Annotated in this window: 20 protein-coding genes; 3 read left to right on the top strand and 17 right to left on the bottom strand. The window is 70.6% G+C overall.

The window, feature by feature from the left end:
• Window positions 1-11: 11 nt before the first annotated feature.
• From WA670_RS11690 to WA670_RS11630, 13 genes are all read right to left on the bottom strand, one after another.
• On the bottom strand, window positions 12-731 hold the full coding sequence (locus tag WA670_RS11690) for an SDR family oxidoreductase (protein ID WP_336157701.1): 720 nt from the start codon (window positions 729-731) through the stop codon (window positions 12-14).
• Window positions 728-1,822, bottom strand: coding sequence for a DUF917 domain-containing protein (locus tag WA670_RS11685; RefSeq protein WP_336157700.1), 1,095 nt, complete (start codon window positions 1,820-1,822; stop codon window positions 728-730). Before WA670_RS11685 ends, WA670_RS11690 begins: the two co-directional genes overlap by 4 nt.
• Window positions 1,819-2,889 carry a DUF917 domain-containing protein gene (locus WA670_RS11680; protein ID WP_336157699.1) on the bottom strand — a complete coding sequence of 357 codons (1,071 nt, stop codon included), beginning with the start codon at window positions 2,887-2,889 and terminating at the stop codon, window positions 1,819-1,821. Before WA670_RS11680 ends, WA670_RS11685 begins: the two co-directional genes overlap by 4 nt.
• A gap of 3 nt (window positions 2,890-2,892) precedes the next feature.
• Complete coding sequence (locus WA670_RS11675) at window positions 2,893-4,443, bottom strand: hydantoinase/oxoprolinase family protein (protein WP_336157698.1); 1,551 nt, start codon at window positions 4,441-4,443, stop codon at window positions 2,893-2,895.
• A 27-nt stretch (window positions 4,444-4,470) separates the two neighbouring features.
• Window positions 4,471-5,796: a purine-cytosine permease family protein gene (locus WA670_RS11670; RefSeq protein WP_336157697.1), complete on the bottom strand. Its 1,326-nt coding sequence runs from the start codon at window positions 5,794-5,796 to the stop codon at window positions 4,471-4,473.
• A 113-nt stretch (window positions 5,797-5,909) separates the two neighbouring features.
• Window positions 5,910-6,278, bottom strand: coding sequence for a fluoride efflux transporter CrcB (gene crcB / locus WA670_RS11665; RefSeq protein ID WP_037815581.1), 369 nt, complete (start codon window positions 6,276-6,278; stop codon window positions 5,910-5,912).
• The gene (gene crcB, locus WA670_RS11660) at window positions 6,278-6,745 is read right to left on the bottom strand and encodes a fluoride efflux transporter CrcB (RefSeq protein ID WP_043835931.1); all 468 of its coding nucleotides are present in this window, start codon (window positions 6,743-6,745) and stop codon (window positions 6,278-6,280) included. Before crcB (WA670_RS11660) ends, crcB (WA670_RS11665) begins: the two co-directional genes overlap by 1 nt.
• A gap of 128 nt (window positions 6,746-6,873) precedes the next feature.
• A complete protein-coding gene (locus WA670_RS11655) occupies window positions 6,874-7,536 on the bottom strand; it encodes an enoyl-CoA hydratase/isomerase family protein (RefSeq protein ID WP_037815577.1) in 663 nt (220 codons plus the stop codon).
• A 1-nt stretch (window position 7,537) separates the two neighbouring features.
• Entirely contained in the window at window positions 7,538-8,152 is a 615-nt protein-coding gene (locus WA670_RS11650) for a TetR/AcrR family transcriptional regulator (RefSeq protein ID WP_238605723.1), read from the bottom strand.
• Between the two features lie 667 nt (window positions 8,153-8,819).
• On the bottom strand, window positions 8,820-9,104 hold the full coding sequence (locus WA670_RS11645; protein ID WP_336157695.1) for an isoamylase early set domain-containing protein: 285 nt from the start codon (window positions 9,102-9,104) through the stop codon (window positions 8,820-8,822).
• A 105-nt stretch (window positions 9,105-9,209) separates the two neighbouring features.
• Window positions 9,210-10,514: an alginate lyase family protein gene (locus tag WA670_RS11640; RefSeq protein ID WP_336157694.1), complete on the bottom strand. Its 1,305-nt coding sequence runs from the start codon at window positions 10,512-10,514 to the stop codon at window positions 9,210-9,212.
• Window positions 10,515-10,601: 87 nt separating this feature from the next.
• A complete protein-coding gene (locus WA670_RS11635; RefSeq protein WP_238605722.1) occupies window positions 10,602-11,435 on the bottom strand; it encodes a fumarylacetoacetate hydrolase family protein in 834 nt (277 codons plus the stop codon).
• Window positions 11,435-13,135: an IlvD/Edd family dehydratase gene (locus tag WA670_RS11630; RefSeq protein ID WP_308196542.1), complete on the bottom strand. Its 1,701-nt coding sequence runs from the start codon at window positions 13,133-13,135 to the stop codon at window positions 11,435-11,437. The genes WA670_RS11635 and WA670_RS11630 overlap by 1 nt, the downstream gene beginning before the upstream one ends.
• 145 nt (window positions 13,136-13,280) lie before the next feature.
• Between WA670_RS11630 and WA670_RS11625 the strand changes: the two genes are divergently transcribed.
• Together WA670_RS11625 and WA670_RS11620 are read left to right on the top strand one after the other, a co-directional pair.
• A complete protein-coding gene (locus WA670_RS11625; RefSeq protein ID WP_037815567.1) occupies window positions 13,281-13,556 on the top strand; it encodes a YggT family protein in 276 nt (91 codons plus the stop codon).
• 600 nt (window positions 13,557-14,156) lie between these two features.
• Window positions 14,157-15,362 (top strand): FAD-dependent monooxygenase, encoded by a 1,206-nt coding sequence (locus WA670_RS11620; protein WP_051729107.1) that lies wholly within the window; start codon window positions 14,157-14,159, stop codon window positions 15,360-15,362.
• On the opposite strand, the gene WA670_RS11615 is transcribed toward WA670_RS11620, so the two are convergent.
• The 3 genes from WA670_RS11615 to WA670_RS11605 all read right to left on the bottom strand — a co-directional run bounded on the left by WA670_RS11615 (window position 15,363) and on the right by WA670_RS11605 (window position 18,872).
• Window positions 15,363-16,499: an acyltransferase family protein gene (locus WA670_RS11615; protein WP_238605721.1), complete on the bottom strand. Its 1,137-nt coding sequence runs from the start codon at window positions 16,497-16,499 to the stop codon at window positions 15,363-15,365.
• A gap of 1,228 nt (window positions 16,500-17,727) precedes the next feature.
• Window positions 17,728-18,288: a cysteine hydrolase family protein gene (locus WA670_RS11610; protein ID WP_037815565.1), complete on the bottom strand. Its 561-nt coding sequence runs from the start codon at window positions 18,286-18,288 to the stop codon at window positions 17,728-17,730.
• A gap of 59 nt (window positions 18,289-18,347) precedes the next feature.
• Window positions 18,348-18,872 (bottom strand): MarR family winged helix-turn-helix transcriptional regulator, encoded by a 525-nt coding sequence (locus tag WA670_RS11605; protein ID WP_037815563.1) that lies wholly within the window; start codon window positions 18,870-18,872, stop codon window positions 18,348-18,350.
• A gap of 80 nt (window positions 18,873-18,952) precedes the next feature.
• Between WA670_RS11605 and WA670_RS11600 the strand changes: the two genes are divergently transcribed.
• Complete coding sequence (locus WA670_RS11600) at window positions 18,953-19,774, top strand: oxidoreductase (protein WP_336157693.1); 822 nt, start codon at window positions 18,953-18,955, stop codon at window positions 19,772-19,774.
• A gap of 29 nt (window positions 19,775-19,803) precedes the next feature.
• On the opposite strand, the gene WA670_RS11595 is transcribed toward WA670_RS11600, so the two are convergent.
• On the bottom strand, window positions 19,804-21,255 hold the full coding sequence (locus WA670_RS11595; RefSeq protein ID WP_037815660.1) for a S1C family serine protease: 1,452 nt from the start codon (window positions 21,253-21,255) through the stop codon (window positions 19,804-19,806).
• Window positions 21,256-21,396: the final 141 nt, after the last annotated feature.

Here is a 21,396-nt window from a genome sequence, read left to right as displayed (position 1 = left end):
TGGTCAGCGTATCAGCGGAAGCTGTAGCCGCCGTCCGGATACAGCGTCGAACCGGTGGTGTAAGTGCTGGTGAACAGGTACAGCACGGCATCGGCCACTTCGGACTCCCGGCCGACGCGGTGCAGCAGGGTGTCCGCGCGGTACTGCGCGAAACTCGCCTCCCGCGCGGCCGCCGGACGCCCGGCCCACAGGTTCCCGTCGATCGTGCCCGGCGACACGACGTTCACCCGGACCGGCGCCAGTTCCACCGCGAGCCCGCGGCCGAGCCCCTCGATCGCCGCGTTGCACGCGATGTACGCCGGTGCCGCGGCGGGCGGGCGCACACTCGCGACACCGGACATCAGCACCACCGAGGCGTCCGATGAGAGCTTCGGCGCGGCGTGCTTCACCGCGTGGTACTGGCCCCAGAACTTCGTGACGAACGGGCTTTCCGCCTCCGCGTCGCTCAGGTCCCGCATCGGGCCGACGGTGTAGGACGCGGCGGGCGTGAACAGGTGGTCGACCCGGTCGAGCGCGCCGAAGAACTCGGCCAGCGACGCCTGGTCGGTGGTGTCCACCACCTGCCAGGTCGCGGTCGGACCCAGCTCCGCCGCGGCGGCCCGGAGCTTGTCGCCGGTCCGGCCGCCGAGGTGGACGAGCGCGCCGGCTGCACTCGCGCGGCGGGCGACCTCCAGCCCGATCCCGGACCCGCCGCCGAGCACCACGACCACCCGGCCGTCGAGCGAACTCACGAAGCCACCTCCACCGGAACGAACTCGTGCGCGAGCCCGAACGCGGACGGGCCGAACGTGGCCAGCGCCTCCGGAGTGCGCATGAGCGGCGGCGTCGAGATTCCCACCACGGTGACCCGCTGGCCATAGCGCAGCGTCTCGGTGGTGATCGGCTCGGCGGACTCCGCCTCCAGCACGCAGATCAGGTCCGGCACCAAGCAGCGCACCTCGCCGTCGACAAGCACGACCAAATTTTCGTTCTGGAAAAGGATTTCCAGCTTGTGCTCACCGTCGAAGGACACCGCCGCCGCGCGGCCCCGGGCGAATCCTTCTTCGGTCCGCCGCTCCACATCGGACACTTTGCCCCGGAACAACACCCGCAGATGCGAGTACAACGTGTCGCCGAGCGCGGTCGCCAGCGCAGCCACGGGGTCGGCATTCCCTTCGCGGGCAAGGCGAATCGCCCGGCCGACGCTCAGTGCGAGCGAGAGCGTCCGCGGCACGGCGGTGCGTTTGACGTCCGCGCCGCTCATCGAGTACTCGGCGATGTGCGCGACCCCGCCGAGCCGGATGGTGATCCCGCGCGCGAGCCATTCCATCCGCCGGTTGTCGGCGCCGGTGTCGATCAGCGTCGTCTCGCCGCGTTCCCCGGCGATGCCCATCGGCGAACCGGGGACGCCGTACACGCCGAACGTCTCCATCTGCAGCTCCGGGAACGCCCGGCCCATGCCGTCGGCGTCGACCACCGGCAACCCGAGCCGTGCTCCGACGACCAGCGGGATCATCGAGTTGATCCCGCCGCATTCGATCGGCATCGTCGCGTCGGCCTTCGTGCCGAGGTGTTTTTCCAGCGCCCGCAAGGCAAGCTCGGGTTCGGAGCCGTTCGGGAGCTTCTCGTGCACGACGGTCGGCGCGCCCATCTGCGCGGTCGGGATGACGAGGGCGTCGTCGTCCAGGTCGTCCGGGTCGAGCACGGTGACGGGTCCGTGCTCGCGGATCGCCTCGCGCACCAAGAGACGCCCGACGTACGGGTCGCCGCCGCCACCGGTGCCGAGGACGGCCGCGCCGCGGGCGAGGTCTTCGAGGTGGTCTTCGGTCAGGGTCCAGCTCATCCCGCGACCCCGATCGGGTCCAGGTCGTAGCCGAAGTACCGCGGACCGGCCAGCGCGATGCCCTCCGGGGTGTGCCAGCGCGGGTCCGCCGGAGCCGCGAGCACCGTGACCCGCTGGCCGTAGCGCAGGCCTTCGGTGGTGACGGCCTCGCCGGATTCGCGGTCGAGCGTGCAGATCAGGTCCGGCACCGAGGCGCGCACCGCGCCGTCGACCTCGGCCACCAGGTGCTCGTTCTGGAACCGCAGCAGCATTTCCGTGCCGGTGTCACCGTCCATTCCGGACAGCCGGGCCTCGCCGCGGGCGAACCCGGTGACGGTGCGGCGGGCGACGTCCACGACCTTGCCGCTGAACAGCGTCCGCCCGCGCAGCCGCTCCACCACGCGATCTACCGGGTTTTCGTGCTCCTCGCGGGCCTGCCGCACGAGCGCGCCGAGTTCCGCGCACAGGGTCAGCGTTCCGGGCACCATCGATTCGCGGGCCTGCGCGCCGGACATCGCGTAGTTGCTGATCATCGCCGAGCAGCCCATGTCGATGGTCGCCGACCGGGCCAGCCGCTCCGCCCAGTGATTGTCCACAGTGTCCAGTACGCCGCGGTTGCCCTTCTCGTCCGCGATGGACATCGGGGTGGCGCGGATTCCGTACAGGGTCGGCAAAACCATCTGCAGCTCCGGGAACGCGCGGCCCATGCCGTCCGCGTCCACGAGCGGCAGGCCGAGCTGGGCCGCCGCGACGACCGGGATCAGCGAGTTCACGCCGCCCGCTTCTGCGCAGGCGATGTGCGTGAGTTCCTTGCCCAGATAGGTAGCGAGCGTCCGGGCGGCGAGCCCGACCTGTTCGGCAGACGGCAGTTTCTCCACCATCACCGTCGGCGCGCCCATCATCGCGACCGGCAGCACCACGGCGTCGTCGTCCAATTCGGACAGTTTCACCAGCGGCACCGAACCGTGCTCGCGGACCGCGGAATGCGCCAGCAACCGGCCGATGTACGGGTCTCCCCCGCCGCCGGTGCCGAGGATCGCCGCGCCGCGGGCGATGTCGTCCAAGTCCTTCTCGGTAATCTCAGCCATCGTTCACGCCCCCAGCTGCAAGTCGCCGACCGCCTTGACCCGGATCCGGGTCGCGTTGCCGGGCAGGTACGGGATCGGCACCTCGTCGAAGTCGACGATGCCGACGGACGCCGGGCTCGCCCCGGCGGCCACCGCGCGGTCGACCGCTTCCTGCTTCGCCTCGTCCACCACGGCCTCGCGGCGGCCGGGCTCGATCACGTACACCCGGTCGACCTCGCCGCCGATCTGCGCGATCGCCGCGCCGATCGCGTTGGCCACCGCGTAGTGGTCCGGCCGGCGGACCTCGCCGGAACCGGCCAGCTCGTCCGGCAGCAGCACCGAGCCGCCGCCGACGGCGACCACCGGAAGCGGCTCGGAGGACGTGCGCATCCGGTCCACGACGTCGGAAACGTCCGCCGCGATCCGGTCCAGCGCCGCCCGCACGAAGTCCCGGTCGAGGTGCGCGACCAGCGCCGGGTCGCCGATCTCGGCACGCCCGGCGGCGACCGCGATGTCCGTGGCGGTCAAGGTGTCTCCGCCGAACACGAGCGCCTTCGAGGTCAGCTCGTAGCCGACGGAATCCGGTCCGACGGTCACGCCGGACGCGTCGCCGCGCACCCGGCTGCCGCCGCCGATGCCGATCGAAAGGACGTCCGGCATCCGGAAGTTCGTGCGGATCCCGGCGACGCTCACGTCCGTGGTCGCCTCGCGCGGGAAACCCTGGCGCAGCACGCCGACGTCGCTGGTGGTGCCGCCGACGTCGACCACCGCGCACGTGTCCAAACCGGACAGCACCGCCGCGCCGCGCATCGAGTTGGTCGGGCCGGACGCGAAGGTCGCCACCGGGTAGCGGCGGGCGAAGTCGACGTCCATCAGCGTGCCGTCGTTCTGGCTCAGGTACAGCGGCGCGATGATGCCCGCGCCGGTCACCGACGCGGCCAGACCGTCCACGATGTGCGCCGCCAGCTCGCGCAGCGCGGCGTTGATGACGGTCGCGTTTTCCCGCTCCAGCAAGCCGATCCGGCCGATTTCGTGGGACAGCGAGATCGCGACGTCCGGCAGCTGCGACGAGATGATCTCCGCCGCCCGGGCCTCGAACTCCGCGTTCACCGGCGAGAACACCGACGTGATCGCGACGCTGCGCACGCCTGCCGAGCCCATGTCGTCGGCGGCCTTGCGCAGTTCGCTCTCGTCCAGTTCGGCGATGTGGCGTCCGTCGAACTCGTGGCCGCCGTGCACGAGGTAGCTGCGCCCGGACACCGCGTCGACCAGCCGCTGCGGCCAGTCCACCATCGGCGGCAGCGACGCGCCCGCGGGCAGGCTGAGCCGCACCGCCGCGGTCGGGGCCAGCCGGTGCGCCTCGACGAGCGCGTTGATGAAGTGCGTGGTGCCGATCATGACCGCCCGCACCGCGGCCGGGTCGAACGCCCGCTGCCGCTGCAGCCCGTCGATCGCGGCGACGATGCCCGAGGTGACGTCCTCGGTGGTGCTGGTCTTGATCGAGGCGAGCACCTCGCGGCCGTCCAGCAGGACCGCGTCGGTGTTGGTCCCGCCGACGTCGATGCCGATGCGCACGGAGAAATCCCCTTCCAGGTGACGGAATCAGGCGGCCGGAGCCGGTTCGGCGTCCGCGGTCCGGCTCTTGCCGACCCCGCGGACCAGGCCGAGCTTCCCGGCGGCCACGTACAGAACGAAAGCGACGACGAGCGAGTTGATGCTGGGCAGCCCCCAGTCCACGAACTCGCCGAACAGCGCGGCGGCGATCCAGACGACGATCGTCGCGGGCACCCACACCGGAGCGTCGGTGGGTACCGCGCCCCGCGCCCTCGCCTCCTCCAGGTCGCCGCGCCACTGCTTCACCACGAAGTACTCCGCGACCATGATCCCGGCGATGGGCGGGAACGCGACCCCGAGCACGGTCAGGAAATCGGTGAACTTCGAGAGGATCCCGGCCGCGGCGAGCACGCTGCCCACCACGCCGAGCACGGCGGTGACCAGGCCGCGGTGCGCCCGTTTCCCGGAGACGGTGCCGATGAAGTTCACGACGCCGAGCCCGGACGAGTACAGGTTCCAATCGTTGATCTTCATCGTGCCCGCGATGACGATCAGCAGCCCGACCCAGCCGACCGACGACGTGACGATCGTGGTGATCTGCGCCGTGCCGACCGCGTGCGCGAGCAGCACGCCGGCCAGGCCGATCACGTACTCGCCGAGGGTGACGCCGACGAGCGTCTGCTTGACGACGTCGCCGGTGGTGCGGTTGAACCGGGTCATGTCCGGCGTGATCACCGCGCCGACGATGAACCCGCCCGCGACCAGCGTCGTGCCCTGCAGCAGGGACAGCGACGGGCCGGGCGGCGTGGACGCCACCAGCGCGCCGAGGTCGTGCCGGGTCAGTTCGGAGACCACCGACCAGCCGACCAAGACCAGGAAAGCGGGCACCATCAGGTACGCCGTCCACGCCATCGAGTGGAAGCCGCGGACCACGATCGCGGTCACCACCAGGCCGAACACGAGCGCCCAGCCCCACTCCGGCAGTCCGCCGACCAGCGCGGCGAGACCCTGCGCGGACACCGCGGACTGGATGCCGAACCACCCGATCAGGCTGATCCCGATGGCCAGCCCGATGAGCGCGGAGCCGCCGCGGCCGAAGCCGGTCCAGCGCGCGATCATCGAGGTGGTGAGGCCCTCGCGGACGCCGATCACGCCGACGAGGACGGTGATCAGCTCGAGGATGACGGAGCCGAGCGTGAACGCCAGCACGGCGTTCCAGAAGCTCATCCCGAAGCCGATGGTGGCGCCGAGCAGGAACTGCGACAGCGCGGAAACCTGGCCGAACCGCTGCACAGCGACCGACCACCACGAGTAACGGGCGGAATCGGGCACCCTGGTCAGCGCGTAATCGTCGACACCGACAGCCGAGGCCATGGCGACCTCCTCATCCTGGAGGGGAACGGTTCCCAGCACGGTAAGCAGCAGCTCCGGCGAGGTCACCGTGCGATCTGCACAGCCCAGACAGTCCGGCTGTGCAACCCGCACTCTTACCCGACCAAGGCGTGGACAGCCTCGTACGCGAACGCCGCCGCGCCGACGCCCGCCGCGACGCTGACGACCACGTTCGCCGCCGCGGCGAAGTACGACTGGCGCTCGACCAGCCGGACGGTTTCGTAGCTGAACGTGCTGTACGTCGTGAGCGCGCCGCAGAATCCGGTGCCGAGCAGCGAGTAAACCGCCGCGGGCAGCGCAGTCCCGGCACCGGCGAGACCGCCGAGCAGGACACAGCCGATCAGGTTGACGGTGAACGTGCCCCACGGGAACAGGCTCTGGTGCCGGGACTGGACGGCCCGGTCGGTCAGGTACCGCATCGGTGCTCCGACCGCGGCGCCGAGGAAAACGAGGAGGACGGTCATCAGACAGCCACCTCCACCGGGACCAGCTTGCGGGTGATCGCGTGCCCCAGCAGGACGGCGAGCAGCGCGGCGGCGAGCGTTCCGCCGAGATAGCCGAAGGCGAGCGGCACGGTGTCCGGCCGCAGCAGGTTGCGCGCTTCGACCGCGTACGTGGAGAAAGTGGTGAAGCCGCCGAGGACGCCGACGCCGAGGAACGGCCGCACCAGCCGGTGCGCCGACCACGCCTCGGTGACCAGCACCATCAGCACGCCGATGAGGAAGCAGCCGGCGACGTTCGTCCAGAAGGTCGCCCACGGGAAGCCGCCGGTCTCGGCGGGAAGGGCCTGCGCGAGGCCGTAGCGGGCCAGCGCGCCGAGCCCGCCGCCGAGCGCGATCACCCCGAGCACCGACACGTGGTGCCGGACGAGTTCGCGTTGCTGCACGGGATCCCGGAGGTCGACGTCAGGGTCGAGAGGTTCTTCAGGCACAGTCTTCTCCTACTCCACGGACACGCGTCACCGTTCGAGTAGGGACTGTTGGCGGCCCCCGGCCGCGGTTGTCCGGGCGATTCCCGGAGCGGCGAGCCCCACCGCCGCGCGTACGCGAGCCTACCCGATCAGTTCCCCGCCTCCCGCAACGCGGTCAGCGCCGGACCGAACATAGTGGACTTGATCGCCCCGAGCGTGCCGCGGTCCTTGCCCGCGAGCGGAGCGACCCGGTCGACCGCGGCCGTCCGCAGGTCGTCCAGCGCGGCGGTCGCGTCGACCAGGCCGAGCGCCTTCGCTTGCGGACCGCCGAACCGGCTCCCAGTGGTCATCGACGCGACTGCGGCGGCCGGGGTGAGCTTCGCCTGGACGAGCGCGGCCATCCCTGGCGTGAAGGGGAGGTTGATGTCGGCCTCGGGGAAGCAGAAGTAGCCGCGGTCCTCGCGCATGACGCGGAAATCGTGAGCCATCGCGAGCATCGCGCCACCGCCGAAAGCGTGCCCGTTGACCGCCGCGATCGTCGGGACCGGGAGGGCGAGCACGCGGGCGAGGAGTTCGTGGATGCTGGTCACGTATTTGCCCGCGTCGCCGGGGTGGCTGGTGAGCCAGTCGAGGTCGAGGCCGTTGGAGTAGTACTTGCCGCTGCCGATCGTGACGAGCGCGGCGGGTTCCTTGCCCGCGGTGACCGTGTCGAGGTGCGCGTGGACTTCCTCCAGCCACGTTGGGGCGAAACGGTTTTCGTCGGCGCCGAAGTCGAGAACGTGGACGGCGCCGGTGGTGGTGAGGGTGGGCATTTCAGTCCTTTCTGGACTTTTCCGGGGGTTGGAGTGCGAGGATCGCGCGGACCGCCGCGGCCAGCCGTTCCCGGCTTTCCCTGCTGGCGGGACCGGTGGCGAGTTCGCGGCGGAGCAGGGCCGTCGGGAGGTCCACGACGCAGGCGGTGATGACTTCTACGGCTTGCCCGTCGCCGCGGTTCCAGAGCTGGCGGGCGAGGCGGACCAAGAGGCGGACGAGGCGTTTGTCCAAGGCGTGCAAGGCTTCCGCTACGTCTTCCGGAAGCTGCGGCCCCAGCACCCGCTTCGAGGGGACGGCGATCATCATCCGCGCCGCGTCCGGTCGTGCGTCGGCTACTACGGCTGGGGTGTCGGCCGCTGCGACCACTGCTTCGATCGGGTTTGCGGCTTCGTCGACCAGCCGTTCTTGTTCGTCGAGAAAGAAGGTGGCGGCGCGGAGCCAGGTCCGGCCGATCAGGGCGGGGAGGTTGGCGAAGGCGTGGTAGATCGTGCTGTTCGGGACGCCCGCCTCCAGCGCGAGCCGCCGGACGGTGAGCGCCTCGGGACCGAGGTCGGCGATGAGACGCTCGGCGGTGTCGAGGATCAGCTCGGGATCGTGGATCCGGGGGCGGGGCATGGGTGGATGGTAATGGAGCGGATGCTCCAAAACTAGAGCGGGGTGAGGTGTGGCTCAGGGTTCGTGCTTGGGGGTGCTGGTTCTCACCGGCTTAAACGCACGCGAGGATCGCTGCATGACTTTCGCTGGGGCCATCGCTGCGTGCCCAGCTTTGCGTGGGGTTGCTCAGACGTCGTTCGCCTGATGCACGCCGCACGAGCTACTCGCCGGGGCACGCGTCGTTGCGGAGGCAACGTCGGTCTCCGGGGGCAAAGGTCGCTCTGGGGGAATGTCGCTCCGGAGCGAGCGTTCACCGCCGGAAATCTTGTCCGGCACCGAGGAATCGCCCACGCGCGAAGCAACCTTCGGCCGCTCACCGGGCAAGGCGTGATTCCCCGCCCCGTTCGCGGGAGCCGAGCCGCATTCGCCGCAACCGCCCGCGCCCCGCCGCGCAGACCGGGCCAGTCCGCGATGTACAGGCAGCCCCGTTCGCCGAGCAGAGCGCGGCCCCCCCCCACCCCGTTCGCGGGAGCCGACCGCATTCGCAGCAACCCCCCGCGCCCGCCACGCAGGCCGAATCAGCCCTCGAAGTACAGGCAATCCCGCCCGGCGAGCAGAGTGCGATCCCCGCCTCGTTCGCGGGAGCCGAGCCGCATTCGCCGCAACCGACCGCGCCCCGCGGGCCGGGTCAATCCGCGACGTACAAGCAATCCCGCCCGTCGCGCGCGGTGGCGTCCGGGTCGTCCAGCCAGCGGCCGCCGTCGGCCAGGTAGCGGAAGCGGATCCGGGCGCCCGGCGGGACTTCCACCGCGGCCGAGCGCGTGCCGTTCGAGCGTTTGCGGAGTTCGTGGCGTCCGGGCTGCCAGTCGTTGAAGTCGCCGACCACGCTCACCGGGCCGGGCGGGGTGTCGAGCGGCAGGACGAACGTCACCCGCCGGGCCCCGGAGCCGCTGCTCCGGCTGGTCTTGATCACGGCGTTTCCCTTTCCCGTTCCGGCGAATCGGTCCTTCTGAATCGTTCCATGACCGCCGCCGGGAACCCGGACGCGGCGGGTGCCGCGTCCGGGTGAAAAGCGGGCTCAGGTGGTGGAAACGTCGTCCAGCTGCTCGGCCGCCGGGCGCACCGGGAACAGGTCGCCGCCGGGCGGGGCCGGGATGCGGCCGACCGCGGCCCGGGCCTTCCAGTCCCCCGCGTCGGCGGCGGCGTGCACGCTGTCGAGGGCGGCGTACTGGATGAAATGGATGTCCGGCAACGGCCACGGCGCGGCCCCGGTCGCCGCCGGGAGCAGGTGGTCGACGGCGGCGAAAATGCTGCCGCCCTGCGGATTCCGGTAGCCCCACAGGTTGACGCCCAGGTGCTTGCCCAGCTGCGCCAGGCGAGTCAGCGCGACCAGGTTGAACGTGTGGTAGTGGTACGTCCGCGTGCGGGTGGATTCCTCGGGCTGGCCGCCGTCCGCGGCGATCTGGTGGTCGATCCGGGCCTTGCCGGAGTCGCGGACGATCGTGCGGGCCAGGTCGCGCTGGCCGACGTAGCTCGCGGTCGCCGCGGTCAGCAGGTCGTAGAAGGTGCCGTGGTTGTTGGTCGCCTTCGCCTCGTCGGTGCCGTTCTTGCTGGTGCGCAACCAGGTCAGGAAGTCGGCCGACCAGCCGCGGAACGCCTTGCCGTCGGCCTTCGTCCAGCCGGGCGCGCCGGCTTCGAGGATCCGCGCGGCGTCGAGGACCTGGGTGAAGGTGTAGGAGAACTCGATGATGCCGATCCCGCGCCCGTCGGTCTTGCACGGGATGCCCTGCGCGAAGTTCAGGTTCGGGTTCATTTTCGTTGCCGCGTCGAGGAACCAGGTGCGCAGGTCGAGCGCGGCGCGCTGGGCGTACTCGGCCTTGCCGGTGTAGTACCAGGCGAGCGAAAGCTGGTAGATCGCGTTGAACGCGACGAGCCGCTCGGCCTTGTCCGGCACGTTCTTCATCTCGGGGTTGACCTGGCCGTCGCGGTCGACGTACGGGCAGCCCTGCGGATTTTCCGGCGTTTTCGGCTGGCTCGGCCAGTAGTACGGGGCGAGGCTGAGGTAGTCGTGCTTGTCGCCGCTCGGCGGGACGCGCTCCTTGTCGACGACCGTCCACGGGCCCTTGGTCAGCGCGTCGTCGGCCTGCTTAAGCAGGTTCGACAGCGACGTGCGCAGCGTCGGGTTGCCGGCCATCAGGCCGATCTTGTTGCCTGCCAGGTGCAGGCCGTCGAGCACCACAGTGTCCGGCACGCAGACGAACGAACACGACCTCGGCGCGGGCGCGGCGGTCGCCGCTCCGGCAGTGGACGCGAGCAGCCCCGCGACCGTCGCGAGAACCGCCGCGAGACGACGCGGACGGGAAGACCGGGAAGGAGGCAGCACCGCAACTCCGTTCAAGAATATGAATACTCCACAGATATGTGAACTGAGATTGAATAACCGAACGCGCGGGGCCGCGTCAAGAGGAGGTCAGGCGAACCAGCCCCGCCGGACCGGGTTCCGGAGGGCGCCGATGCCCTCGATCATGATGGTGACCTCGTCGTCCGCCTCGAGCGTGACGTCCGGGCCGGGAACGGCGGATGTACCGGTGGCCAGGACGGCTCCGCGCGGGAAAACGTCGCCGCGATAGAGCCACGCGACCAGATCCGTGAACCGGCGGTGCAGCCGCGCGGTGGACGTCTCCCCTGCCCAGAGCAGCCCTCCGGCGCGGTGGATCGACACGGTGATGCCGAGCGCATACGGATCCGGGATGTCTTGCGCGGGCACGATCCACGGCCCGGCCGCGCACGAGCCGCGGTACATCTTGGCCTGCGGCAGGTACAGCGGGTTCTCGCCTTCGATGCTGCGCGAACTCACGTCGTTGACGATCGTGTAGCCGACGATCTCCGCGTTCGCGTTGCACACCAATGCCAATTCGGGTTCCGGAACGTCCCAAGTGGAATCTTCGCGGACGCCGATCGGCTCCCCCGGCCCGCGCACGCGGTGCCCGACGCTCTTGAAGAACAGCTCCGGACGTTCCGCTTCGTAGACCCGGGCGTAGACGTCCGCGTCGCCGCTCTCCTCCATCCGCGCCTCGCGCGACACCTCGTAGGTGACTCCAGCGGCCCACACCTCGGTGTCATCGTCGACCGGCGCTCGCGGCTCGCCCGGTTCTCCCGGCGTCAGCTCGACTGCCAGCGCTTCGGCGAAGTCTTCGGCGGACAGTGCCAGCAGGGAGCCGAGCGTTGTCCCGGGCGGGAGTGCGCCGGTGGACTCGCCGTCGGTGACCTGCCAGCCCGCGGCGGTTTTCAGGAGGCGGCGCATCAGTGCGAATCCCTCGGCACGGCGGAACCGCGGGTGCCGTGCAGGAAATCGAAGTCCGCGCCGAGGTGGGCCTGGGTGACGTGCTCGCGGTAAAGCCAGGTGTATCCGCTTCGGTACGGGCTTTCCGGCGGCGTCCACGCTGCGCGGCGGGCGGCGAGTTCCTCGTCGGGCACGTGCAGGGTCAGCCGGCGGGCCGGGGTGTCGAGCGTGATCCGGTCGCCGGTGCGGACGAGCGCGAGCGGGCCGCCGACCGCCGATTCCGGGCTCACGTGCAGCACGACCGTGCCGTAGCCGGTGCCGGACATCCGGCCGTCGCAGATCCGCACCACGTCCGTGATCCCCCGTTCGATCAGCTTCTTCGGCACCGGGACGTTCGCGACCTCCGGCATGCCCGGGTAGCCCTTCGGGCCCGCGCCGCGGATCACGAGGATCGTTTCAGGGGTGACGGGCAGGTCCGGATCGTCGACGACGCGGTGGTAGTCCTCGGCGGTGTCGAAGACCAGCGCCGGGCCGGTGTGCGTGAGCAGCTCCGGCGACGCGGCCGACTGCTTCAGCACCGCGCCTTCCGGGGCGAGATTCCCGGTGAGCACAGCGGTTCCGGTGCCGGGCGGCTGGAACGGCGCGTCGACAGTCGTGATCACCTCGTCGTTCCAGCACTCCGCGGGTTCTCTCGTCTTTCCGGCGACCGTTTGGACGTCGGTGTGCAGCAGCCCGGCTTCGGCGAGCCTCGTCAGCACCACGGGAACCCCTCCCGCGTAACAGAAATCCTCCATCAGGAACTTCCCCGACGGCATCAGGTTCACCAACGTGGGGACGGCTCGGCCCAGTTCGTCGAAGTCGCCCATCGCGAGCGGGACGCCGACGCGCCCGGCCAGCGCGAGAAGGTGCACGATCGCGTTGGTGGACCCGCCGATCGCCGCGTTGACGCGGATCGCGTTCTCGAACGCCGCGCGGGTCAGGATCCCGGACGGGCGCAGGTCTTCCCGCACCATCGCGACAATCCGCTGCCCGGCCGCCTGCGCGGTCTCGAACCGCCGCGCGTCGACCGCGGGCCAGGTCGCCGAACCGGGCAGCTGCATGCCGAGCGCTTCGGCGAGACAGGCCATCGTCGAGGCGGTGCCCATGGTCATGCAGTGGCCGTTCGAGCGGGCCATGCAGCCTTCGGCGAAGAAGCACTCCTCCTCGGTCATCCGGCCGGCTTTGCGCTCTTCCTCGAACTTCCAGACGTGCGTGCCCGAGCCGACGTCGCCGCCGCGGAACTTGCCGTTGAGCATCGGGCCGCCGGTGACCATCACCGCGGGCAGGTCGACGCTCGCCGCGCCCATCAGCATCGCCGGGGTCGTCTTGTCGCAGCCGGAAAGCAGGACGACGCCGTCGAGCGGATTGGCGCGGATCAGCTCCTCGACCTCCATCGCCATCAGGTTGCGGTAGAGCATCGCGGTGGGGCGCATGAGCGTCTCGCCGGTCGCCATCGTCGGGAACGCGAGCGGGAAGCCGCCCGCCTGCCAGACGCCGCGCTTGACCGCCTCGGCGACCCGGTCGAGGTGGACGTTGCACGGGGCCAGCTCGGAAGCGCTCACCGCGATCCCGATCACCGGCCTGCCGTCGAACACCTCCGGGCCGAACCCCTGGGACCGCATCCACGAGCGGTGGATCATCCCCGCCCGGCCGGACGCCCCGAACCACGCCGCACTGCGCACCCGCCGCTCCCTTCCCCGGAACTCTCCTCGATACCCGATCGGGCGGATCCTGGCAATCGGCTGAGAAATCCGGTGAACCGGACACTTCGCGGGACCGCCGGACGTTGGAGGGGGTGAGAACGTTGCCGGAGACGCGAGGTGTGCGATGAGCCTGATCGGGACCCTGGTCGGGTATGTCCTGACCGTGTTCATCGTGGTGCTGGTGGTGCGGATGGTCCTGGACTGGACCCGCCTGGTCGCGACCGGGCCCGCGTGGCTCGGCCAGGTGCGCCGGATCAGCCACCGCGCCACCGAACCGGTGATCGCCCCGGTGCGCCGGGTGCTGCCGCCGGTACGGGCGGGCGGGGTCGGATTCGACCTGGCGTTCACGGTGGTGTTCTTCGCGGCGCTGGTGGTGCGGGGCATCGCGTTCGCGTTGTAGGGCGAGGAGTGCGCGGGTTGGTGGCCGGGTTGATGCCGTTGTGGGCTGGTGCCTTGGCGGGCTGGCACCTTCGCGGCTGGCATCTTCGCGGGCTGGCACCTTCGCGGGCTGGCACCTTCGCGGCCTGGCACCTTCGCGGCCTGACACCTTCGCGGGCTGACACTCCGCGGGCTGGTGCCTTGGCGGGGCTGGCGACTTCGAGGGTTGGTGTCTTTGCCGCCTCGTGCCTTTGCGGGCTGGCACCTCGGCGGGCTCGCGCCTTCGCAGTCTGGAGCCGTCGCGGGCTCGCATCTTCGCGGCCTGACGCCTTCACGGCTGGCACCCTCGCGACCTGGCGGTCTTTGGGGCCTGGCACCCATGCGGGCTCGCACCTTCTTCGCGCCCCGACGCCTTCGCAGGCTCGCATCTTCGCGGGCTCGCTCCCTCTCAGCCTGGAGCCGTCTGGCACAACTTCGCCGGTTGGCACCTTCGCGGCTGGCAACCCCGTGTCGGCCCTCGATCGCGGCACCCGGCCATCCGCCCTCGATGGCTGCGGAGCGCCTGCGCGGGCGTCGCTCGCCGTAGACTCCCCACCGTCATCCGGAGGCGAGGGGGGCCGCGGTGAGCGGTAGCAGGGTGTTGGTGGCCGGAGCGAGCATCGCGGGGCCTGCGTTGGCCCATTGGCTGCGTCGGCGGGGAGCCGAGGTGACCGTGGTGGAGCGGGCTCCTGGCTTGCGTCCCGGCGGTCAGGCGGTCGATGCGCGCGGGGTGGCCAAGGAGGTCATCCGGCGGATGGGGCTGGACGAGGCGGTGCGCGCGGCCCGCACGGACACCGCGGGTGCGCACACCGTGGACGTCGACGGGAACGTGCTGGAGACCTACCGCGCCGACGACGACGGCGGCGACGGGTACATCGCGGAAATCGAGATCCTGCGGGGAGACCTGTCCCAGGTCCTTTACGACGACACCCGCGACGGCGTCGAGTACGTCTTCGGCGACCGGATCGCCGATCTCGTCCAGGACGCGGACGGCGTCGACGTCACCTTCGCGAGCGGCGGGCAGCGGCGCTTCGACCTGGTGATCGGGGCGGACGGGCTGCACTCGGCACTGCGCGCGGCGGTATTCGGGCCGCGCGAGAAGTTCGTCCGGCATCTCGGGCTCGTGCTGGCCTTCTACAGCGTGCCCAACGAGTTCGGGCTGGACCGCTGGTTCATCGAGTACCAGGACCAGGCGTCCGCGCGGGCCGTCGGTCTGCGGCCGATCCGGGACGCCACGAGGGCGATGGCCATGTTCACCTTCCCCGCGGCCGGATTCGACGTCGATTACCGCGATGTCGAGGGACAGAAACGCCTGCTGCGCGAGCAGACGGCCGGGCTGGGCTGGCTCGCGCCGCGCATTCTCACGCACCTGGACGACACCCCGGACTTTTACCTCGACCAGGTCGCCCAGGTGGTGATGGACCGCTGGTCGGACGGCCGGGTGGGGCTGATCGGCGACGCGGCGTACAGCTCGTCGCCGATGTCCGGTGCGGGCACCGGGCTGGCTCTGGTCGGCGCCTATCTGCTCGCCGGAGAACTGGCTGCCGCCCAGTGGGATCCCGGGGTCGGGTTCGCTGGGTACGAGGCCCGGATGCGCTCGTTCGTCGAGGCCAACCAGGAGATCGGCCGGTTGCACGCGGAGAGCCGCGCCGTCCCGCGGCCGGACGCCGAACCGGCACCGGAGCCGGATATGGAGGCGTTGACCGCGCTGATCGATCGCGCGATCAACGGCGTCGAACTGCCCGACTATGCCGGGGTGCCGGACTCCGGGCCTAGCCTGCGGACCTGATCAGGCGCGGGGTCCCGCGGTGACTGGGACTGGTTCGTCGCCGGGCCGGCGCCGGGCGGTCCAGGTGTCGTAGCCGCGCATGAGGAAGCGGTGGGCGGGGCGTTCGACCAGGCGGGTGAGGGCCCAGCCGAGGACGACGCCGGTGGTGATCATGGCGGCGGTCTGCAGCAGCGGGTCGACGCCGAAGCCGGACAGCCAGTGCAGCACGAGGTAGCCGATGGCCTGGTGGATCAGGAAGACGCCGTAGGAGATCCCCGCGAACCAGGTGATCGCGCGCTGGACGAAGGCCGGGAGGAACCGGTTCCAGTCCGGGCCCGCCGCGGCCAGCGAGATCACCGCGATCCCGGTCGCGATGCCGAGCGTCGAGCCCCATTCGACGTCGATCCCGGCCGGGGTGACGGCCGCGCCGTGCAGGGCGTGCGCGGTGACGCACAGGACTTCCAGCAGCACGAATTCGGTCGTGGACACCCGTTTTTTGGTCCAGAGCCAGACCGCGATGCCGGCGACGAACAGGTGCCAGCGGTGGAATCCGAAGCCGTCGACGACGACCCGGTACCACTCGGGCGGACCGGAGATGCGCAGCGGCCACTGCGCGAGCGGGACGAGCAGGGCGGCCCACATGACGACGCGGAACTTGCGGCCGTGCCCCCAGCTGCCGCGATAGAGCAGCGCGGCGACGGTGAACGCCATGAGCTGGAGGGGAATCGTCCAGTGCGAGCCGTCGAGGAAGGGGTAGACGGCGGGTTTCCAGTTCCAGAGCATCAGCAGGTTGCCGACGAGGTCGCCGAACCGCGGGCTGAACCAGCCGGGCGGCGAGAGGTACCGCAGCGCGAAGTAGATCACGACGACGGCGGCGAGAAACGGCGGCAGCAACCGCGCGATCCGCCCCCACCAGTACCGGCCGAGCGACCCGCGCCCGATCGTGACGGCGGCGAAGTACGCGGAAATCACGAGCAGCAGGCTCGCCCCGATCTGATGCGGGAACACGAACCGCCGCGGCCCGAGCTCGGGATGCACGACGACGCTCATGAAGGTCGCGTGGTACAGCAGCACCAGCACGACGCACCCACCGCGCACGAGGTCCCAGCTGATCCGCCGGTTCCCCGAAGACACGCTCACCGGACGGAACGAGGACACGCACGCCACCGTAACTGGTCGGCTTCGCACGGTGCGGAGGGACCCTGGGGCATGGCGGGCGGGCATTTCCGGTACAGGGCGCGGGTTCGTGGTCTTCGGGCGGGGAGTCTGGCGGGGAAAGCCGTGGTGGCAGAGGGGTTTCCGGCTCGGTCGGCTCGCGAGGGGAGGGGCGGCTCGGGGTTGTCGGGTTCCGGTGAGTGAGAGGGTTTCGGTTGCGAGCAAGCGGGATTGACTCGTTGGATGTGACGGACAAATGCTTGCTTGGTTTCCGTGCACTGTGCGGTTGGCGGGGTTGGGGATGGATCGGCGGTGCGACTGAATCGGTCTTGTTCGTGTCGCACGAGCATGACCGGGCGCCACGGACCGCATGACGATTCGAGCGCACCGCGGGGTTGAGCGCTGGGGTCACTTGCGGGATGCCGCCCTCGCCGTACGACGGCCCGCTCCGGCATTCCGCTGAACCGGGACGACCGGCCCGGTTCGACCGGGCAAGCTGGCTTCCGCTCCGACCTGCTCCGGCCCTCCAGCCAGGCTCAACTCGCAGACCCGCTCGGCCGGTCGCAGCCCGCCGCCCGACACCGAGCCAGGCGCGCCCTGCGAATGCGCCCGGCCACCCGCAACCCGCCGACCGAGTCCGCCCCGCAACTGCAACCGGCCAGCCGTCGCGCGCCAGCCGAGCCCACCCCGCGCATGCGCCCGACCAGCCGCGGCCTGCCGACCGAGCTCACGCCGCGAACGCAACCGGCCAGCCGCAGCCCGCCAGCCGAGCTCACCCCGCGAACGCAACCGGCCAGCCGCAGCCCGCCGACCGAGTCCGCCCCGCGAACGCGCCCGGCCAGCCGCAGCCCGCCAGCCGAGCTCACCCCGCGAACGCAACCGGCCAGCCGCAGCCCACCAGCCGAGCTCACCCCGCGAACGCAATCGGCCAGCGCACGCTCCGCGTGCGAGACGTCGCGCGCCGCCCGGCACGGACGATCCGCCGGTCCCGGCTCTCCGCCTTGTGGGTTCGGCTCGCGCTCCCCCGTGCAGATCGGCTGACCCGGGCTGGATGATGTTCGAGTCCCTCCGCCTCCAGCTCCCGTAGACGGTCTCACGCTCCGAGCCGTGACCTCTCGCGACCAGGGCTGCTCCGGCTCCGGACGACAGTTCCAGCCCGCAGCCCGCCGGTCCCACGTGCCGGACGCGAAAGACTCCGCCCCGCGGCAACCTTCCAGGATCCCCGCCGGTCTCACGCGCCAGGCTTGAAGGCGACCTCCTTCGTGGCGACAGTGCCCGCAGTCCGGCCGGGGGCGGTTTGGTGGGTCCAATACAAGTTGGTGTGCGCGATGACCTGCGCGGGCGGCGGCGCGCCCCACTTCGTGCGGTCGCCCGTGGTGTGGGCGTCGCTCACCAAGGTCGCGTCGTAGCCGCGGACGAAGGCGCCGTGCAGGGTGGAGCGGATGCAGGCGTCCGTTTGGGCTCCGCTGACCACCAGGTGTCCGATCCGCAACTCGGCGAGGATCGACTCCAGGGTGGTGTCTTCGAAGGAATCCCCGTACGTCTTCTCCACCAAGGGCTCGGACGGCGACGGCGTCAGTTCCGGGACCAGGCCCCATTCCGGGCTTCCCTTAGCCAAGCCTTCGCCGTTGTGCTGGACCCACACCACGGGAACCTCGGCCTCCCGGGCCTTGTCCACCAGTGCGGCCACGTTCGCCACGACGTTGTCTCGTTCGTGCGAGTCCTCGACGACGCCGTTCTGGACGTCGACGACTAGCAGTGCGGTGTTCGGCCGGTTGTCGAGAGTGGTCATCGGATCTTCCCTCCAGTCAGGTACCGCTCACGCTAGCGCCGCCCACCGACAAAAAACTGTCACTCGGGGCGGAGGGCATCGTGCTGGGAGGACAGGCCGAACTCGGTTTCGAAGCGGGTCAGCAGGCGGGAGAGGAGAGCGTTCAGGTCAGACAGGTCGGCCTCGTTCAGGACCGCGTTGAACAGAGACCGTTCCCGTTCGGTGCGTTTCCGGGTGGCGGCGGCCCAGCGGGCGCGGCCTTTGCGGGTCAGGCGGACGGGGCGGCTCCGGCCGTCCGAGGACGCGGCGACTCGTTCTACCAAGCCTGCCCGTTCCAGGCGGTCGACGCGGACCGTGACGGTTCCGGAGGTGACGCCTAGGCGGTCGGCCAGTTCCTTGGGCGTGAGGACGGCCGCGCGGCCGGAGCGGTGCAACGCCGACAATGCCTGCCAATCCCCCACGCTGAAGCCGTATTCCTCCGCGACCCCGCGCAGTACCTGCTCGAACTGCCGCGACAGCCGTCCGATCCGCTGGCGGGCCGCTTCGACCTGTTCGTCCACGCCGTCGGGCATCACGGCCAGCCACTCGGGCAGGCCCGCCCCCACTGAGTCCAACTGGACACTCCCTCGATACTCAAGGTAGTTTGATTTGAGTATCAAAGTAACTGGTCCTGGGGAGGTCCGCAATGTCCGGACGCGTCTGGTTCATCACGGGAGCGAGCAGCGGATTCGGCCGCGTGCTCGCGGAAACCGTGCTGGCGCGCGGAGAAAAGGTCGTGGCCACGGCTCGCGACACGAGTGTGCTCGAAGACCTGAAGACGTTCACGGCCCGGCTGGACGTCACTGATCCGGCGTCGGTGGAAGCGGCGGTGAGCGCGGCGATCGCCGAGTACGGGCGGATCGACGTGCTGGTCAACAACGCCGGGCACGGGCTGGTCGGGGCGCTTGAAGAACTGACCGACGAGCAGGCCCGGCAGGTCCTCGAGACCAACGTGTTCGGCGTCCTCAACGTCACGCGTGCGGTGCTGCCGCATCTGCGGGCGCAGCGCAGCGGGCACATCGTGCAGTTGTCGTCGGTCGGCGGAGTCGTCGGGAACCCGGGGCACGCGCTGTACGCGACGTCGAAGTTCGCGCTCGAAGGGATGTCCGAGGCGCTCGCCGGGGAGGTCGCGCCGCTGGGGATCCGGGTGAGCCTGGTGGAACCGGGGCCGTTCCGGACGGACTTCGCCGGGCGGTCGATGACGTTCTCCGAGCCCATCGACGATTACCGCGACACCCCGGCAGGCGTGATGCGCCAACGGTTTTCCGCGCAGGACGGCGCGCAGCCGAACGATCCGGCGAAGGCCGCCGAGGCCATTCTCAAACTGGTCGACACCCCGGACGCGCCGCTGCGGCTGCCGCTCGGGCCCGAGGCGGTGACCCGGATCCGGGCGAAGCTCGAGCAGCAGCTCGCCGATCTCGCGGCGTGGGAGGAGGTTTCGCTCGACACGCGGTATCCGGACGACTGATCGATCCAGCCGTCCGGACCGCCGGCGAGTCAGCCCACGGGGCCCTCGGCGGGCACGACGGTGACATCCTGCTGCTGACCGGTCTGGCCGACGACGGTCACCGTCAGCTTGTCGCCGGGGTGGTGCTGGTCCATCAGGGTGGTCAGCGCGGTGGGCGAGTCGACTGCTTTGCCGTCCACCGCGGTGATCACGTCGCCGGCGGCCAAGCCGGCCTTCGCGGCCGCGCCGTCGGGGACGACCTGCTGGATCACCGCGCCCGAACCGGTTCCGCCCTGCTGTTGCTGCTGTCCGGCATCGCTGACGGTCACGCCGAGGAACGCGCTCTTTCCGATGTGGACGGTGTCGGAGCCGGTGCCGCCGACGATCTGGTGGGCGAGGGAGATCGCCTGGTTGATCGGGATCGCGTAGCCCTCGTTCCCGCTCGAACCCTGGGAGCCGTCGCCCTGCGAGTCGCCCGGGGAGCCCTGCGAGCCGCCTTGGGAGCCCTGGGAGTTGTCGCCGGGGAAGCCGTTGCCGAGCCCGCCGTGGCCGCGCCGTCCGCCGCCGTTGAACTGGTACCCGGCCGACGCCGCGGTGTCCACGCCGACGACCTGGCCCTGCGCGTTCACGAGCGGGCCGCCGGAATCGCCGGACTGGATGTTCGCGTCGACCTGGATCAGGCCCTGCAGCTTCTCGGACGAGCTGTTCGATTCGTCCGACGCGGTGATCGACTGGTTCAGCGCGGTCACCCGCCCGCCGGCCGGGATCGGCGCTCCCCCGGCACCGCCCGCGTTGCCGAGGCCGACAACCGCGTCGCCGACCTTCACCGACGACGAATCGCCGAGCGTCTCCGTCGCCAGCCCGGACGCGCCGGCCAGCTTGAGCACCGCGACGTCGTGGCTGCGGTCGTAGCCGAGCACGGAGGCGGTGTACGTCTGGCCGTTGCCGATGTCGGTGACCTTGATGCTGGTCGCGCCCTCGACGACGTGGTTGTTCGTGAGCACCTCGCCGTCGGAGGTGAGCACGATGCCGGTGCCCGCCGCGGCCGCGCCCTGGTAGCCCAGCTCGGTGTTGATGTTGACGATGCCCGCGCTGACCTTCTTCGCGATCGCCTGCGGGTCGATCGCCGTGTTCGACGGGTTGGTCTGGTTGCCGATCGAGCCGAAGTTCTGGTTCCCGGACACGCCGGACGGCGCGGACGGCGTCCACACGAAATGCCCGACCCCGAGCCCGACGGCGACCGCCACCACGATCGCGCCGACCGTGACGGCCGCGGTCCGCAACGGGTGTGGTGCACGATGCCGCGGCAGCTGCTGCGTCGGATAAGGCTGACCGGCGTACTGGCCGCCCGGCTGGGGACCGTACGCGCCGGGCGGCGGAGTGCCCCAAGCCTGCTGCTGTGCCCAGCCCTGCTGGTACGGCTGCCCCGGCGAATAAGGATGCGCCTGCCCGCCGTAGCCGGGCTGTCCCTGGTCGTGCCCGCCGCGCTCCTGCTCGTTCATCGTCCGCTCCCGCGTCTCGTCACCCTCCGCCAGCTCAGCAAACACCCGCTACCTGAGATTTTCCTTGCCGTGATCCGTGCGGAAGCTGTGTACCCGGAACCGGGCACGGAAAAGCCCCGCCCGGCTCGGGAAGAGCCGGAC

The sequence above is a fragment of the Amycolatopsis sp. VC5-11 genome, from assembly GCF_037034185.1.
In the GTDB taxonomy this organism is placed as follows: Bacteria; Actinomycetota; Actinomycetes; order Mycobacteriales; family Pseudonocardiaceae; genus Amycolatopsis; species Amycolatopsis nivea.
This window is presented reverse-complemented; position numbering and strand designations above follow the sequence as displayed.

Excerpts from the sequence above, each read along its gene's own strand:
- WA670_RS11685 (WP_336157700.1), bottom strand. The coding sequence starts at position 1,822 with ATGAGCTGGACCCTGACCGAAGACCACCTCGAAGACCTCGCCCGCGGC.
- WA670_RS11680 (WP_336157699.1), bottom strand. The coding sequence starts at position 2,889 with ATGGCTGAGATTACCGAGAAGGACTTGGACGACATCGCCCGCGGCGCG.
- WA670_RS11670 (WP_336157697.1), bottom strand. The coding sequence starts at position 5,796 with ATGGCCTCGGCTGTCGGTGTCGACGATTACGCGCTGACCAGGGTGCCC.
- crcB (WP_037815581.1), bottom strand. The coding sequence starts at position 6,278 with ATGACCGTCCTCCTCGTTTTCCTCGGCGCCGCGGTCGGAGCACCGATG.
- WA670_RS11655 (WP_037815577.1), bottom strand. The coding sequence starts at position 7,536 with ATGCCCACCCTCACCACCACCGGCGCCGTCCACGTTCTCGACTTCGGC.
- WA670_RS11650 (WP_238605723.1), bottom strand. The coding sequence starts at position 8,152 with ATGCCCCGCCCCCGGATCCACGATCCCGAGCTGATCCTCGACACCGCC.
- WA670_RS11635 (WP_238605722.1), bottom strand. The coding sequence starts at position 11,435 with ATGCGCCGCCTCCTGAAAACCGCCGCGGGCTGGCAGGTCACCGACGGC.
- WA670_RS11625 (WP_037815567.1), top strand. The coding sequence starts at position 13,281 with ATGAGCCTGATCGGGACCCTGGTCGGGTATGTCCTGACCGTGTTCATC.
- WA670_RS11610 (WP_037815565.1), bottom strand. The coding sequence starts at position 18,288 with ATGACCACTCTCGACAACCGGCCGAACACCGCACTGCTAGTCGTCGAC.
- WA670_RS11600 (WP_336157693.1), top strand. The coding sequence starts at position 18,953 with ATGTCCGGACGCGTCTGGTTCATCACGGGAGCGAGCAGCGGATTCGGC.
- WA670_RS11595 (WP_037815660.1), bottom strand. The coding sequence starts at position 21,255 with ATGAACGAGCAGGAGCGCGGCGGGCACGACCAGGGACAGCCCGGCTAC.